The following is a 15,296-nucleotide window of genomic DNA, read 5'->3' on the forward strand; positions in this document are numbered from 1 at the left end:
AGACATGAGCGACAACCTCACCCTCCCCGCACAGCAGGGCTCCACCGGCGCGTCCACCGAGGCGCTGCTGAAGGTGGAGGGCCTGACCAAGCACTTCCCGATCTACGGCGGCTTTCCGATCAAGCGGAAGGTCGGCGCCGTCCAGGCGGTCGACAACGTCGACCTGACCGTCGGCGTCGGCGAGAGCGTCGGCCTGGTGGGTGAGTCGGGCTGCGGCAAGTCGACCACCGGCCGGCTCATCACCCGGCTCCTGGAGCCGACCGGCGGAAGGATCGAGTACGCGGGCCAGGACATCACGCACGCCAAGCGCAGGCAGCTTGCGCCCGTGCGGTCCGAGATCCAGATGATCTTCCAGGACCCGTACTCCTCGCTGAACCCGCGGCAGACCGTCGGCACCATCATCAGGTCGCCGATGGAGGTCAACGGGATCAACCCCGCGGGCGGCCGGGAGAAGAGGGTCCGCGAGCTGCTCGAGCTCGTCGGCCTCAACCCCGAGCACTACAACCGCTTCCCGCACGAGTTCTCCGGCGGCCAGCGCCAGCGCATCGGCGTCGCCCGTGCCCTCGCGCTCAACCCGAAGCTGATCGTCGCGGACGAGCCGGTCTCCGCCCTGGACGTGTCCATCCAGGCGCAGGTCGTCAACCTGCTGCAGAAGGTGCAGGAGGAGCTGGGCATCGCCTTCCTGTTCATCGCCCACGACCTGGCGGTGGTCCGGCACTTCTCGCAGCGCGTGGCCGTGATGTACCTCGGCAAGGTGGTCGAGGTCGGTGACCGGGACTCCATCTACAACCGGCCCCGGCACCCGTACACCCACGCCCTGCTGTCGGCCGTGCCCGAGGTGGCCATGGACGACGAGACGGAGAACCGGGAGCGCATCCGCCTCTACGGCGACGTGCCCTCGCCGATCATGCCGCCGTCCGGCTGCCGCTTCCGCACCCGCTGCTGGAAGGCGCAGGACAAGTGCGCCACCGAGGAGCCCCCGCTGGTGCAGATCTCCGGCAACCGCGAGGGTCACCTGACGGCCTGCCACTTCCCCGAGGAGCCGACCACTCAGTCCCGCGGCGAGGACGTGGTCCTCGACCCGGCCCTGAAGGCGCTGGAGGAGTCGGCCGGCAAGGACTGACACCTCGTCGGAACCGACGGCTGCCGTCCGCCCTCCCGGGGGCGGACGGCAGCCTTTGCCCGTTCGGGGCCCTTCATACGTACATACGGCTGGAGTCACCCCCGTACAGGTGCCGTACATGTGCGTGACGCACCCTTTGCCCAGATATTGGCGTGAAGGACCGGCGCACGTACGAGGAGGCACCCCATGCGCGGAGCCACGCACGTCAAATGGGCCGCTTGCGCGATGGCGGTCGCCCTCGCGGCGACGGCCTGCGGAGGCGACGGGGACGGCGGCGGCAGCGACGCCGGTGCCGTGCTGAGCGCCTCCTGGGGCGACCCGCAGAACCCGCTGGAGCCCTCGAACACCAACGAGGTCCAGGGCGGCAAGGTCCTCGACATGATCTTCCGGGGCCTGAAGCGGTACGACCCGGAGACCGGCGAGGCCAAGGACATGCTCGCCGAGAGGATCGAGACCTCCGACTCGCAGAACTTCACCGTCACCGTCAAGGACGGCTGGACCTTCAGCAACGGGGAGAAGGTCACCGCACAGTCCTTCGTCGACGCCTGGAACTACGGCGCGAGCCTCAGGAACAACCAGCGCAACGCGTACTTCTTCGCCTACATCGAGGGCTACGACCAGGTCCACCCCGAGGAGGGCGAGCAGACCGCCGACACCCTGTCCGGTCTGAAGGTCACCGGTGACCTGACCTTCACCGTCAAGCTCACCCAGAAGTTCTCGACCTTCCCCGACACCCTCGGCTACAACGCCTTCGCCCCGCTGCCCCGCGCCTTCTTCGACGACCACGACGCCTGGGTGAAGAAGCCGGTCGGCAACGGCCCCTACCTGGTCGACTCCTACACGCGCGGCTCGCAGATGTCCCTGCGCCGGTGGGACGACTACCCCGGCCCGGACAAGGCGCAGAACGGCGGCGTCGACCTCAAGGTCTACACCGACAACAACACCGCCTACACCGACCTGATGGCCGGCAACCTCGACCTGGTCGACGACGTCCCCGCCGCCCAGCTGAAGAACGTGAAGAACGACCTCGGCGACCGCTACCTCAACACCCCCGCCGGCATCATCCAGACCCTCGCCTTCCCCTTCTACGACGACGCCTGGAACAAGCCCGGCTCGGAGAAGGTCCGCAAGGGCCTGTCCATGGCGATCGACCGGGGGCAGATCACCGACACGATCTTCCAGAAGACCCGCACCCCGGCCACCGACTGGACCTCACCGGTCCTCGGCGAGGACGGCGGCTACCGGGCGGGCCTGTGCGGGGAGGCGTGCGAGTACAAGCCCGACGAGGCCAGGAAGCTCATCGAGGAGGGCGGCGGGCTGCCCGGCGGCAGGGTGACGATCACCTTCAACGCGGACACCGGCTCCCACCGCGAGTGGGTCAACGCCGTCTGCAACTCCATCAACAACGCGCTGGACGACGAGCGCGCCTGCACCGCCAACCCGGTCGGCACCTTCGCCGACTTCCGCAACGAGATCACCGACCGGAAGATGACGGGCCCCTTCCGGGCCGGCTGGCAGATGGACTACCCGCTCATCCAGAACTTCCTCCAGCCGCTCTACTACACCGACGCCTCCTCCAACGACGGCAAGTGGTCCAACCGGGAGTTCGACGACCTCGTCGACCGCGCCAACCAGGAGGCCGACACCGCCAAGGCCGTCGGCCTGTTCCAGCAGGCCGAGGAGGTCGTCCGGGACAACATGGCCGCCATCCCGCTCTGGTACCAGAACGGCAGCGCCGGCTGGTCCGAGCGGCTGTCCGACGTCAAGCTCAACCCGTTCAGCGTCCCCGTGTACGAACAGATCAAGGTGAGCTGAGCCGCGATGGGACGCTATGTCGTCCGGCGTCTGCTCCAGATGATCCCGGTCTTCATCGGGGCCACGCTGCTGATCTTCCTCATGGTCAACGTGATGGGCGACCCCATCGCCGGGCTGTGCGGCGAGCGCCGGTGCGACCCGGCGACCGCCGCCCGGCTGGAGCGGGAGTTCGGCCTCGACAAGCCCGTGTGGCAGCAGTACCTGACCTACATGGGCAACGTCTTCACCGGCGACTTCGGCACGGCCTTCAACGGCCAGGAGGTCACCGAGCTGATGTCGACGGCGTTCCCCGTCACCATCCGGCTCACCCTGATCGCGATCCTCTTCGAGATCGTCATCGGCGTCACCCTCGGCGTGGTCACCGGACTGCGCCGGGGCCGCCCCGTCGACACCGGCGTCCTGCTGCTCACCCTGGTCGTCATCTCCGTGCCCACCTTCGTCACGGGCCTGCTGCTCCAGCTCCTGCTGGGCGTGAAGTGGGGCTGGATCCGGCCCTCGGTCTCCTCCGAGGCGCCCTTCGACGAGCTGATCCTGCCCGGCCTGGTGCTGGCCTCCGTCTCGCTCGCCTACGTCACCCGGCTGACCCGCACCTCCATCGCCGAGAACCGCCGCTCCGACTACGTCCGCACGGCCATCGCCAAGGGCCTGCCGCGGCACCGGGTGGTCGTCCGGCACCTGCTGCGCAACTCCCTGATCCCCGTCGTCACCTTCATCGGCGCCGACATCGGCTTCCTCATGGGCGGCGCCATCGTCACCGAGCGGATCTTCAACATCCACGGCGTCGGCTACCAGCTCTACCAGGGCATCCTCCGGCAGAACACGCAGACCGTCGTCGGCTTCGTCACCGTGCTGGTGCTGGTGTTCCTGGTCGCCAACCTCGTCGTCGACCTCCTCTACGCCGTACTGGACCCGAGGATCCGCTATGCCTGATCACCAGCACGAACCCGAGCGCGCCATCGCGGGCACCGGAATGGGCGGCACCATGGACCTGGGCGTCGACGAGGCCGAGACCCTGGAGAAGCGGCCCGGCGTCCCGGACGGACGCGGACCGCAGGAACCGCCCCGCTCCCTGTGGTCCGACGCCTGGCGCGACCTGCGCCGCAACCCCGTCTTCATCGTCTCCGCCCTGGTCATCCTCTTCCTGCTCTTCATCTCCCTGTGGCCCTCGGCGATCGCCTCCGGCAGCCCCCTCAAGTGCGACCTGTCCAAGGCCCAGCAGGGCTCCCGGTCCGGACACCCCTTCGGCTTCGACGGCCAGGGCTGCGACGTCTACACCCGCACCGTCTACGGCGCCCGCACCTCCGTCGCCGTCGGCGTCCTCGCCACCCTCGGCGTCGCCGTCCTCGGCAGCGTCCTGGGCGCGCTCGCCGGGTTCTTCGGCGGCGTCTGGGACTCGGTCCTGTCCCGGATCACCGACGTCTTCTTCGCCATCCCGGTGGTCCTCGGCGGACTGGTGCTGCTCTCCGTCATCACCAGCAACACCGTCTGGCCCGTCATCGGCTTCATCGTGCTGCTCGGCTGGCCGCAGATCTCCCGCATCGCCCGCGGCTCCGTCATCACCGCCAAGCAGAACGACTACGTGCAGGCCGCGCGGGCCCTCGGCGCCTCCACCTCCCGCCTGATGCTCCGGCACATCGCGCCGAACGCCGTCGCGCCCGTCATCGTCGTCGCGACCATCGCGCTCGGGACCTACATCGCGCTGGAGGCCACCCTGTCCTACCTCGGCGTCGGTCTGAAGCCGCCCAGCGTCTCCTGGGGCATCGACATCTCCGCCGCCTCCCCGTACATCCGCAACGCCCCGCACGCGCTGCTGTGGCCCTCCGGGGCCCTCGCGGTCACGGTCCTGGCGTTCATCATGCTCGGCGACGCGGTGCGCGACGCCCTCGACCCGAAGCTGAGGTGAGCCGCCGTGCTGCTCGAAGTGCGGGACCTGCACGTGGAGTTCCACACCCGGGACGGGGTCGCGAAGGCCGTCAACGGGGTCGGCTACGGCGTGGACGCGGGCGAGACGCTGGCCGTGCTCGGCGAGTCCGGCTCCGGCAAGTCCGTGACCGCGCAGGCGATCATGGGCATCCTCGACGTGCCGCCCGGCCGGATCACCGGGGGCGAGGTCGTCTTCCAGGGGCGCGACCTGCTGACGCTGAAGGAGGACGAACGCCGGCGGATCCGGGGTGCCGAGATGGCGATGATCTTCCAGGACGCGCTGTCGTCCCTGAACCCCGTGATCTCCGTCGGCGACCAGCTGGGCGAGATGTTCACCGTGCACCGGGGCATGTCGCGGAAGGACGCGCGGGCCAAGGCCGTCGAGCTGATGGACCGGGTGCGCATCCCCGCCGCCCGGGAGCGGGTCCGGCAGTACCCGCACCAGTTCTCCGGCGGCATGCGCCAGCGCATCATGATCGCGATGGCGCTGGCCCTCGAGCCCGCCCTGATCATCGCCGACGAACCGACCACCGCCCTCGACGTCACCGTCCAGGCCCAGGTCATGGAACTGCTCGCGGAACTCCGGCGCGAGTACCACATGGGTCTCATCCTCATCACCCACGACCTGGGCGTGGTCGCCGACGTCGCCGACCGCATCGCCGTGATGTACGCGGGCCGGATCGTCGAGTCGGCGCCCGTCCACGACATCTACAAGGCGCCCGCGCACCCCTACACCCGCGGCCTGCTGGACTCCATCCCGCGTCTGGACCAGAAGGGGCAGGAGCTCTACGCCATCAAGGGCCTGCCGCCCAACCTCATGGACATCCCGCCGGGCTGCGCCTTCCACCCCCGCTGCCCGCTGGCCCGGGACGTCTGCCGCACCGACGAGCCCCCGCTGTACGAGGTCTCGGCGACGCGGGGGAGTGCCTGCCACTTCTGGAGGGAGTGCCTGGATGACTGAGACGGTCCTGGAGGTCAGCGACCTGGTCAAGCACTACCCGCTCACCCAGGGGGTCGTGTTCCGCAAGCAGGTCGGCGCCGTGCGCGCGGTCGACGGCGTGGACTTCCGCCTCGGCCGGGGCGAGACGCTGGGCATCGTCGGCGAGTCCGGCTGCGGCAAGTCGACGGTCGCGAAGATGCTGGTCAACCTGGAGCGGCCGACGGCCGGTTCGATCCGCTACAAGGGCGAGGACATCACCAGGCTGTCCGGGCGCGCGCTCAAGGCCGTGCGCCGCAACATCCAGATGGTCTTCCAGGACCCGTACACCTCCCTCAACCCCCGTATGACGGTGGGCGACATCATCGGGGAGCCGTACGACATCCACCCCGAGGTGGCGCCCAAGGGCGACCGGCGCCGGAAGGTGCAGGACCTGCTGGACGTCGTCGGCCTCAACCCGGAGTACATCAACCGCTATCCGCATCAGTTCTCCGGTGGCCAGCGGCAGCGCATCGGCATCGCGCGGGGCCTGGCGCTGCGGCCCGAGGTGATCGTCGCCGACGAGCCGGTCTCCGCGCTGGATGTCTCGGTGCAGGCCCAGGTCATCAATCTGATGGACCGGCTGCAGAGCGAGTTCGACCTCGCCTACGTCTTCATCGCGCACGACCTGTCGATCGTCCGGCACATCTCGGACCGGGTCGGGGTGATGTACCTCGGCCGGATCGTGGAGACGGGCACGGACACCGAGATCTACGACCATCCCACGCACCCCTACACCCAGGCGCTGCTCTCCGCCGTCCCCGTGCCGGACCCCCGGGCCCGGGAGCACCGGGAGCGGATCATCCTCACCGGTGACGTCCCGTCACCCACGAACATCCCCTCCGGCTGCCGTTTCCGCACCCGCTGCTGGAAGGCGCGGGAGCGCTGTGCGCTGGAGGTGCCGGCGCTCGCCGTGCCGCCCTGGTTCGCCGCGGCCGGGGGCCCGGCGGCCCACGACTCCGCCTGCCACTTCGCCGAGGAGGCGCACGTGGTGCCGGACGGGCACGGCGGCGGGCCGGGATGACATGGCGCACCCCGGCCCGCTCACGGCACCCGCACGGCCGTACGCTGCTCAGCGTTCCGTGTCCGTATATCGGTACCGCTTCCGTGAAGTTGCCGGCGTGTTAAAGCGGTTCGTCCCCGTTCGTCAGGGACAGCGAGCGCCGGAGGAAGTCGAGCTGGAGACGGAGCAGGTTCTCGGCGACCTCCTCCTGCGGGGTCATGTGCGTGACGCCGGACAGCGGCAGCACCTCGTGCGGACGGCCGGCCGCCAGCAGGGCCGAGGACAGGCGCAGGGAGTGTGCGACGACCACGTTGTCGTCCGCCAGCCCGTGGATGACCATCATCGGCCGGTGCGGTTCGGCGGCGTCGACCAGGCCGGCGTCGTCGATCACCGAGTTGCGGCGGTAGACGTCCGGCTGCTCGTCCGGGTGGCCGACGTAGCGCTCCTGGTAGTGGGTGTCGTAGAGGCGCAGATCGGTGACCGGGGCGCCCACCACGGCCGCGTGGAAGACGTCGGGCCGGCGCAGCGCCGCGAGGGCCGCCAGATAGCCGCCGAAGGACCAGCCGCGGATGGCGACCCGGTTCAGGTCGAGCGGGAAGTCGGCGGCGAGCGCCTGGAGCGCGTCGACCTGGTCCTGGACCACGATCGCCGCGATGTCGTCCCGGACGGCCTTCTCCCAGGCGGGCGAGCGGCCCGGCGTTCCGCGCCCGTCCGCGACGATCACCGCGAACCCCTGGTCGGCGAACCACTGCGAGGTCAGGTGCGGGTTGTGGGCGGCGACCACCCGCTGCCCGTGCGGACCGCCATAGGGGTCCATGAGCACCGGCAGAAGGGTGTCACCGGCGTAGTCCCGAGGCATAAGCACGGCGCACGGAATGCGGCGTGCGCCCCCCTGGGTCAGGGTCACGCGGGGGGACATACCGGGGTCTTCGGCGTACGAGGGGACAGTGGCCGTCGGTTTCCCGTCACGCAGCACCTGGGCCCGCGAACCTGGCCGATCCGGCGTCGCGGAGACGAGCACGGTCACGCCCCCGGCGCGTACCGCCGAGTGCACGCCGGGCTCCTGCGAGAGGCGCTCCACGCCCAGTTCGTTCACCCGGTACACGTGCACCTCGCCGATCTCGGCCTCAGCCGCCTCCTCGCCCGCCGAGGCCGAGACCAGCACGTCGTCGACGGAGACGTCGAGAACCGCCCGGATGTGCAACTGGGCCCCGGTGAGCGGTCGTTCACCGACGGCGAGTCGTCGCGCGCCCCCTTCGTCCGCGATCCGCACCAGCTGCCCGGAGGGGCTCCAGCAGGGCACTCCGGGGAAAAGTTCCAGCCAAGTTGGATCTTCGTCGGCGTGCACCATCCGGGTCGCCCCGGAGTCCGGGTCCACGGCCAGGATCAGCTGGCCGCGCTGGTCGCGCGCCTGTACGAGCAGCAGCGGGGCTCCCGCGGCTGACCAGTGCACATGTGCCAGATACGGATAGCGCGCACGGTCCCAGGAGACCTCGGTGCGCGTCCCGTCGAGGCCGGTCACGAACAGCCGGACGTCCGCGTTCGGGGTGCCCGCCGCCGGGTAGCGGACGTGGCCCGGCTCACGTTCCGGGTGGGCGGGATCGGAGATCCACCACCGCTGCACCGGCGTGTCGTCCACGCGCGCCACCAGCAGCCGGTCCGACTCCGGCGCCCACCAGAAGCCCCGCGAACGCCCCATCTCCTCGGCCGCGACGAACTCCGCCAGACCGTACGTGACGTTCTCCGCCTCGGGGGTAGCGAGCGCGCGGTCGTCCGCCCCCTCGGCCCCGGTCACCCGCAGCGCACCACGGGCGACGTAGGCGACGTGCCGCCCGTCGGGTGAAGGACGGGGGTCGATCACCGGCCCCGGCACGGTCAGTTCACGCGCCGTCCCGGCCCGCAGCTCTGCTGCGAACAGCCGCCCTGACAAGGCGAAAGACGCCAACTCGACGGCCGCGTCGGTGGCATAGCCGACGATGCCGGCGCCGCCCTCGCGGCTTCGTTCGCGCCGCGCGCGTTCCTCGGCGGAGAGGTTCTCCGAGGCCCCGCCCAGGAGGGCGCGCGGGTCGGCCGCCACGCGCTCCCCGCCCCCCTCCGTGTCGAGGACCCAGAGTGAATTGGCCCGGTCCGTACCGGAACCCGAGCGCAGGAACACGACACGCGAACCGTCGGGAGCCACGCTGAACGAACGCGGCGCGCCGAGCGTGAAGCGCAGGGTACGGGCGTGCCGTCGGGGGAAGGAGTCAGCCTCGGTCGTCATGCCCTGACCATATTGGCCATGCGCCCCCTTGTGCGGCTGTGCGCCGACCGATGCGCACGTACGGATAGTTATGATCGTTCGCGCATAGTGGGTATGAACCTGCTGGCTGCTGTGTGGAACTGTCTGCCCCCAATTCCTATACCCCCGCGCCCTGGGATTCTTGGAGGTGAACCGCCGTGGCACTCTCGATTTCGGCGGTGGTGCTGCTGGCGATCATCGTCTTCCTGCTGATCAAGAAGTCGGGACTGAAGGCAGGGCACGCCATCGTGTGCATGCTGCTCGGCTTCTACCTCGCCTCGTCGACGATGGCGCCCACGATCAGCGAGCTGACGAACAACATCGCGGGGATGATCGGCAGCATCAACTTCTGAGCCGGCGGCCGGCCTCGGGCGCCTGCCCGGACCCTGCCCGATTCCGCGCCGTCACCGGGGGCGACGACAGGGACGTCCGCCTGTGGGACCTCGACAGCGGCCGGTGCCTGCGCGTCATGACCGGCCACACCCGCGCCGTGCGGTCGGTGTGGCTCGGCCCGGACGGCCGCCGCGCCCTCTCGGGCGGCGACCACCGCGAACGCGTCCGGCGCCTGTGGGACACCGAGACCGGTGAGTGCCTGCGGACCTTCGACGGCTGCTCCTCCTCCGGTGCCCGTCTCACCGGGGACGGCCGCTTCGCGGTGTGCGACGGCCGGGAGGGGATCGAGGTGTGGAACGTCGGCACGGGCCGGTGCTTCCCGCTGCCGGAGGCGAAGGGGGACGGCCCGCCGGCGGCCGTACCGACCCCCGACGGCCGGTACGTCGTGGCCGGCGACTCCGCCGGGCGGGTGCGGGTGTGGGAGATCGACTGGGAACAGACCGTGAGCGACCCCTCGCGTGTTACCCGCGGGTAAGGAATGATGGCGGGCGACCATCCACGTGCGCAGGGCGGAGCCGACGGTGACGACTTCCGAGGAACAGAGCGAGGCACGGACCAGGGTGCACGTCTTCCGGGACGACGCCCTCGGCGACCACGACGCGGTCGGCCTCGCCCGGGCGATCCGCCGGGGCGAGATCTCCGCCGCGGAGGCCTCCCGCGACGCGGCGGCCCGGGTCAGGGCCGTCGAGGCCCGGCTCAACGCCGTGCAGGTCCACCTCGACATTCCGGCGCACGGCCCCGTGACCGGCGCCTTCGCCGGGGTGCCGACCTTCGTCAAGGACAACACCGACTACCAGGGGCTGCCCACCGGCCACGGCAGCGCCGCGTTCGCGCCCAGGGCCGCCCGTCGGCACGCACCCTTCACCCGCCAGTTCCTGAGCACCGGTGTCACCGTGCTCGGCAAGACGCGGCTGCCCGAGTTCGGGTTCAGCCCGACCACGGAGTACGAGGGGGCCGAGCCCGTCCGCAATCCGTGGCACACCGGCCACTCGGCGGGCGGTTCCTCGGGCGGCAGCGCGGCCCTCGTCGCCGCGGGTGCGGTGCCGATCGCGCACGCCAACGACGGCGGCGGCTCCATCCGCATCCCGGCCGCCTGCTGCGGACTCGTCGGCCTGAAGCCGACCCGCGGCCGGGTGGTGGCGAACGCGCAGGGCCGCCAGCTCCCCATCGACCTCGTCACCGACGGCGTGGTGAGCCGCTCGGTACGGGACAGCGCCGCGTTCCTCGCCGCCGCGGAACAGCACTGGCGCAACCCGAAACTGCCGCCCGTCGGCCTGGTCGAGGGCCCCTCGGACCGCCGCCTGCGCATCGGCCTCCTGGTGGACTCCCCGAACGGCGTCCGCTCCGACGACGACACCCGGGCGGCCGTCACGCAGACGGCACAGCGCCTGGAGCGGCTCGGCCACACCGTGGAACCGGTGGAACTCTCCATCGACCCGCACTTCACCGACGACTTCCTCACGTACTGGGGCCTGCTGTCCTTCCTGATCGGTGTCACCGGCAGGACGCTCGGCACGGACTTCGACCGCCGCCGCATGGACGGGTTGAGCCGGGGCCTGCGCGAGATGTACGTCGGCAGCTGGAGGAACACACCGGGCGTCCTGCGCCGGCTCAAGCGCACGCGGGAGGCGTACGCGGCCGGGTTCCGCGGGCTGGACCTGATCCTCTCCCCGGTCCTCGCCCACACCACGCCACCGATCGGCCACCTCAGCCCGGCCGTCCCGTACACCACCCTGATCGAGCGGATCCTCGCCTACGTCGCGTTCACCCCGGTCAACAACGTCGTCGGAACGCCGTCGATCTCGGTACCGGCAGCGAGCACGACCCCGGACGGACTCCCCATCGGCGTCATGTTCTCCGGCCGCCCGGGCGCGGAACGGACGCTGCTGGAGCTGGCGTTCGCCCTGGAGGCGGACCAGCCGTTCCGGCGCCTCCAGGACGACTGACGGTCCGACGGGCGTTCCGGGCCGGCCCTCGAGCGCGTACGGCAGGCATCCGCAGGCGTGATGGCGGCGGCCGGCGACCTCATAAGGTGACTCCATGACGGAACTGCGCTCCCGGCGTCTGATGCTGGTGCACGCCCACCCGGACGACGAGTCGATCAACAACGGCGCGACCATGGCCCGGTACGCCGCCGAGGGTGCACAGGTGACGCTGGTCACCTGCACGCTCGGTGAGCGGGGCGAGGTCATCCCGCCCGAGCTGCGGCATCTGAGCGGGGCCGCCCTCGGCGGGCACCGGCTCGGTGAGCTCAGGGAAGCGATGCGCGCGCTCGGGGTCACGGACTTCCGGCTGCTCGGCGGGGCCGGGCGGTACTGCGACTCCGGGATGATGGGCCTGCCCGACAACGACGACCCCGGCTGCTTCTGGCAGGCCGACGTCGACCAGGCCGCCGGTCTGCTGGCCGACGTGATCCTCGAGGTGCGGCCGCAGGTACTCGTCACGTACGACGAGAACGGGGGGTACGGCCACCCCGACCACATCCAGACCCACCGCGTCGCCATGCGCGCCGTCGAGCTCGCCGCCGGGGCGGGCTGGGACGTTCCCAAGGTGTACTGGAACCGCGTGCCCCGGTCCGTCGTCGAGGAGTCCTTCGCCCGCCTGCACGACGACCTCGCCGGGCTGCCCTTCGACAAGGCCGGCGCGGTGGACGACGTACCGGGCGTGGTCGCCGACGAACAGGTGACCACCGGGATCGACGGCACCGCGTACGCCTCCGCCAAGGCCGCCGCCATGCGGGCGCACGCCACCCAGATCACCGTCGAGGAGCCGTACTTCGTGCTCTCCAACGAACTCGCGCAGCCGCTCTTCACCACCGAGTACTACGAGTTGGTGCGCGGGGAACGCGCCGTGAGCCGGGAGAGCGACCTGTTCGCCGGAGTCGGGGAGGCGCCGTGAGCGGCGGCCGCGCGCCCGTGATGGCGCAGCCGCTGCGTCCGCCCTCCGCCGCGCGGGCCGGGGCCTACCTGGGGCTGTTCGTGCTCGGTGCCGTGGTCGGTGTGGCCGGGGCGCTCGTCCAGCCCGCGTGGTTCCCGGGGGGACTGCTGCTGGCCCTCGCCGGAGAGGCGGGACTGGTCCTCGGGGCGTCGCGGGTGATGCGCGCCCGGGCCGGTGGCGCGGTGGTCGCCGCGGGCTGGACGCTCGTCGTCATCCTGCTCACGGCCAGCCGCCCGGAGGGAGACTTCCTGTTCGCCGCGGGTGCCGGGTCGTATCTCTTCCTGCTCGGCGGCATCGCGGTCGCTGTGATCTGTGCCACGCTCGGGGCCGGGCGGCAACCGGACGCGGAGCCCGCCCGACTTGGCAAGTGACGTACCACTTCGCCGTGTCATGGGCGTGGGGGTCGGGTGCGCTTTTCGCCAGCGGTCCTGGGATACGGGCCGGATATGGCCAGTAAGGTGGTGCGCGCCGCCGAGCCTCCCTCGAACTCTCGGCTTCGCCCGAGCAAGGGGGGACCCCCACCGTGAGGTCGTGACGGGCGGCGGAGCCAACCGGGAGAACCTGCCTTGAGTCGTGAAACTGACACTCCGTCCTCCGGACCCAACGGGCACGGCGGAGCCGCCTACCCGTCGGGCACCCCGCCCTACGGGATCCCGGCGATTCCGGACGAGGGTACGGGCGCGGGCCGTTCGGCCGCGCGACCGGAGGACCGCAAGACCGAGACCACGCTGACGACCCGGATCCGGATCAACATCCCCGGATCGCGGCCCATTCCGCCGGTCGTCGTGCGCAAGCCCGTCAAGGACGCGGAGGCCAAGGGTCTCACCGACGCGGAGGCGCCGGCTCCGTCCCCGGCCCCGTCCCCCGAGCCGGCCGAGCCTCCCGCCCGGCCCGACCGGTCCGCGGACCCGGCGGCCGAGGACAAGCCGGCCAGTGACTGGTTCGCACCGCGCAAGTCCGGCGCGGGCAAGGGCGGTCCGGGCGGCGCCGCCGCCAACGGGGCAGGCGCGCCGAGCGCTTCGGGCACCGGTGCCGGCGGCGGGGCCCCGGCGGGCCCCGGGACTCCGAAGGGTGCCGGTGCGCCCGGTGGGGCGAGGCCCGGCGCCGCACGTCCGGGTGGCGTGGTCGGCTCCATGGGCGCCCCCGGCGGCTCCCGCCCGGGCGGGACGACGGGTTCCGGACCCACCGGCGCGACCGGTGCGACCGGCGGTCCCGTGGCCCCCGGGCACGGCGGTGGCACCGGATCCTTCGACGTGACCGAGGCGCTGGCCGGCGGGCCCGCGGGCAGCGGCACCCGCCCGGGTGCCGACCGCGGGGGCGAACCCGGCCGCGACGACCTGCCGTACTTCACGGAGGACGGGCCCGGCGGTCCCCTCGGGCAGCAGGGTCCGGGCGGCGGACCCGCACAGGGCGGCCGGCCCGGGTACGGCGGCCAGGACCGGCCGGACGGCCCGCAGGGCCCCGCCGGCCCCACCGGCGGTCCCGTCACCGGCGACGGCCCGATGGTCCCGCCGGCCGGCGGCGGTCCGTCCGTCCCCGGCGGCGGTCCCGGCAGCTCCGGCGGTCCCGGTCCCGGTCCCGTCGGAGCGCAGCAGAACCGGCCCGGCGCCCAGGGCGCCCCCGGCGCGGGCCTCAGCGACGACACCGCGATCCTCACCCCCCAGAAGCCCGCCGAACCGGGCACCCCGGGCTACGGTCCCCGCCACGACAACGTCTCCGGGCACACCGTCACCAGCGGCATCCCCGTCGTCCCGCCGAGCGCGGCCTTCGACGCGCCCGGCACCGGACCCGGCGGGCGCGTGCCGCACACGCCCCCCAAGCTGCCCGAGCCGGTCTCGCCGCCCCCGGCGAGCTCCTCGAAGGCGCCGAAGAAGAAGGGCCGCAACAAGCTCGTCCTGCTCGGCGGCGGTGTCCTCTTCCTCGCCGGTGTCGCCTACGGCGCCGGTCTGCTGATGAACAGCTCCGACGTGCCCAAGGGCACCACCGTGCTCGGCGTCGACATCGGCGGCGGTACGCGTGACGACGCCGTGAAGAAGCTGGACGCCGCCCTCGGCGACCGGCTGGACAAGCCGCTGAAGCTGTCGGTCGACGGCAGGACCGTCGAGCTGCAGCCGGACAACGCCGGCCTGCAGGTCGACGCCGACGCCACCGTCGGCGCGGCCGCCACGAGCGACTACAACCCGGTCAACGTGATCGGCTCCCTCTTCGGCCAGCAGCGCGTCGTCGACCCGGTCATGCCCGTCGACGAGGAGAAGCTCCAGGTCGCCCTGGAGAGCGCCGCCGGCGGCTCCGGCTCGGTGACCGAGGGCTCGATCGCGTTCGAGTCCGGCAAGGCCGTCCCCGTCTATCCCAAGGCGGGCCAGGGCATCGACGTGTCCAAGGCGGCCGACGTGGTGACGGAGGCGTACCGCACCCAGGTGGAGACCGGCGCCTCCGCCGCGGTGAACGTCCCGACGACGGCCCAGCAGCCGAAGGTCTCCAAGGCCGAGGTCGACCGGATGATGAAGGAGTACGCCGAGCCGGCGATGTCCGGCATCGTGACCGTGCAGACCGACCCGGCGCGCTCCATCCAGATGAGCCCCGAGAAGTCGCTGTGGAAGTTCCTCCGCGTCACGGCCGTGGGCGGCAAGCTGGTCGACAAGCCCGACCTGAACGCCCTGAAGGAGCTGTACGGTCAGACGTTCGACGGCGTGCTCATCACCCGGGGCAACGGAAAGAAGACGGCCGTCACCCCCCAGGACGTCTACGTCGCCCTCCGCCAGGCGCTGATGAGCAGGACCGACCGCGTCGCCGTGATCGAGACGAACCCCAGCTGACGGGGCCACCGGGCCCCCTACGGGAGCGGCGC

General features: G+C 71.6%; 13 protein-coding genes. 12 read left to right on the plus strand and 1 reads right to left on the minus strand.

The window, feature by feature from the left end:
* Positions 1-4 precede the first annotated feature (4 nt).
* From F1615_RS04035 to F1615_RS04060, 6 genes are all read left to right on the plus strand, one after another.
* Positions 5-1,123, plus strand: coding sequence for an ABC transporter ATP-binding protein (locus F1615_RS04035; protein ID WP_149547466.1), 1,119 nt, complete (start codon positions 5-7; stop codon positions 1,121-1,123).
* A 186-nt stretch (positions 1,124-1,309) separates the two neighbouring features.
* Positions 1,310-2,938 carry a peptide ABC transporter substrate-binding protein gene (locus F1615_RS04040; protein WP_149547467.1) on the plus strand — a complete coding sequence of 543 codons (1,629 nt, stop codon included), beginning with the start codon at positions 1,310-1,312 and terminating at the stop codon, positions 2,936-2,938.
* Positions 2,939-2,944: 6 nt separating this feature from the next.
* Positions 2,945-3,868: an ABC transporter permease gene (locus F1615_RS04045; protein ID WP_149547468.1), complete on the plus strand. Its 924-nt coding sequence runs from the start codon at positions 2,945-2,947 to the stop codon at positions 3,866-3,868.
* Entirely contained in the window at positions 3,861-4,841 is a 981-nt protein-coding gene (locus F1615_RS04050) for an ABC transporter permease (protein WP_149547469.1), read from the plus strand. The genes F1615_RS04045 and F1615_RS04050 overlap by 8 nt, the downstream gene beginning before the upstream one ends.
* A gap of 6 nt (positions 4,842-4,847) precedes the next feature.
* Complete coding sequence (locus tag F1615_RS04055; protein WP_149547470.1) at positions 4,848-5,822, plus strand: ABC transporter ATP-binding protein; 975 nt, start codon at positions 4,848-4,850, stop codon at positions 5,820-5,822.
* On the plus strand, positions 5,815-6,861 hold the full coding sequence (locus F1615_RS04060; RefSeq protein ID WP_149547471.1) for an ABC transporter ATP-binding protein: 1,047 nt from the start codon (positions 5,815-5,817) through the stop codon (positions 6,859-6,861). Before F1615_RS04055 ends, F1615_RS04060 begins: the two co-directional genes overlap by 8 nt.
* A gap of 100 nt (positions 6,862-6,961) precedes the next feature.
* Here F1615_RS04060 and F1615_RS04065 read toward each other — a convergent pair whose 3' ends face one another.
* Positions 6,962-9,100, minus strand: a complete 2,139-nt coding sequence (locus tag F1615_RS04065) for a S9 family peptidase (protein WP_149547472.1) — start codon at positions 9,098-9,100, stop codon at positions 6,962-6,964.
* A gap of 176 nt (positions 9,101-9,276) precedes the next feature.
* On the opposite strand from F1615_RS04065, the gene F1615_RS04070 reads away from it, so the two are divergent.
* The 6 genes from F1615_RS04070 to F1615_RS04095 all read left to right on the plus strand — a co-directional run bounded on the left by F1615_RS04070 (position 9,277) and on the right by F1615_RS04095 (position 15,264).
* Positions 9,277-9,471, plus strand: coding sequence for a hypothetical protein (locus tag F1615_RS04070; protein ID WP_037938797.1), 195 nt, complete (start codon positions 9,277-9,279; stop codon positions 9,469-9,471).
* 107 nt (positions 9,472-9,578) lie between these two features.
* The gene (locus tag F1615_RS04075; protein ID WP_280118887.1) at positions 9,579-9,986 is read left to right on the plus strand and encodes a WD40 repeat domain-containing protein; all 408 of its coding nucleotides are present in this window, start codon (positions 9,579-9,581) and stop codon (positions 9,984-9,986) included.
* A gap of 46 nt (positions 9,987-10,032) precedes the next feature.
* Positions 10,033-11,457, plus strand: coding sequence for an amidase (locus tag F1615_RS04080; RefSeq protein ID WP_149547474.1), 1,425 nt, complete (start codon positions 10,033-10,035; stop codon positions 11,455-11,457).
* 94 nt (positions 11,458-11,551) lie between these two features.
* Entirely contained in the window at positions 11,552-12,409 is an 858-nt protein-coding gene (gene mshB, locus F1615_RS04085) for an N-acetyl-1-D-myo-inositol-2-amino-2-deoxy-alpha-D-glucopyranoside deacetylase (protein ID WP_149547475.1), read from the plus strand.
* Positions 12,410-12,429: 20 nt separating this feature from the next.
* Positions 12,430-12,819, plus strand: a complete 390-nt coding sequence (locus tag F1615_RS04090) for a DUF6113 family protein (RefSeq protein WP_149547754.1) — start codon at positions 12,430-12,432, stop codon at positions 12,817-12,819.
* 195 nt (positions 12,820-13,014) lie between these two features.
* Positions 13,015-15,264, plus strand: coding sequence for a hypothetical protein (locus tag F1615_RS04095; RefSeq protein ID WP_149547476.1), 2,250 nt, complete (start codon positions 13,015-13,017; stop codon positions 15,262-15,264).
* Positions 15,265-15,296: the final 32 nt, after the last annotated feature.

It is taken from the genome of Streptomyces marokkonensis (genome assembly GCF_008312835.1).
GTDB classification, from domain to species: domain Bacteria; phylum Actinomycetota; class Actinomycetes; order Streptomycetales; family Streptomycetaceae; genus Streptomyces; species Streptomyces marokkonensis_A.

Bases quoted from the DNA above. Each gene is read 5' to 3' on its own strand.
- F1615_RS04035 (WP_149547466.1), top strand. From the start codon at position 5: ATGAGCGACAACCTCACCCTCCCCGCACAGCAGGGCTCCACCGGCGCG.
- F1615_RS04040 (WP_149547467.1), top strand. From the start codon at position 1,310: ATGCGCGGAGCCACGCACGTCAAATGGGCCGCTTGCGCGATGGCGGTC.
- F1615_RS04045 (WP_149547468.1), top strand. From the start codon at position 2,945: ATGGGACGCTATGTCGTCCGGCGTCTGCTCCAGATGATCCCGGTCTTC.
- F1615_RS04050 (WP_149547469.1), top strand. From the start codon at position 3,861: ATGCCTGATCACCAGCACGAACCCGAGCGCGCCATCGCGGGCACCGGA.
- F1615_RS04060 (WP_149547471.1), top strand. From the start codon at position 5,815: ATGACTGAGACGGTCCTGGAGGTCAGCGACCTGGTCAAGCACTACCCG.
- F1615_RS04065 (WP_149547472.1), bottom strand. From the start codon at position 9,100: ATGACGACCGAGGCTGACTCCTTCCCCCGACGGCACGCCCGTACCCTG.
- mshB (WP_149547475.1), top strand. From the start codon at position 11,552: ATGACGGAACTGCGCTCCCGGCGTCTGATGCTGGTGCACGCCCACCCG.
- F1615_RS04090 (WP_149547754.1), top strand. From the start codon at position 12,430: ATGGCGCAGCCGCTGCGTCCGCCCTCCGCCGCGCGGGCCGGGGCCTAC.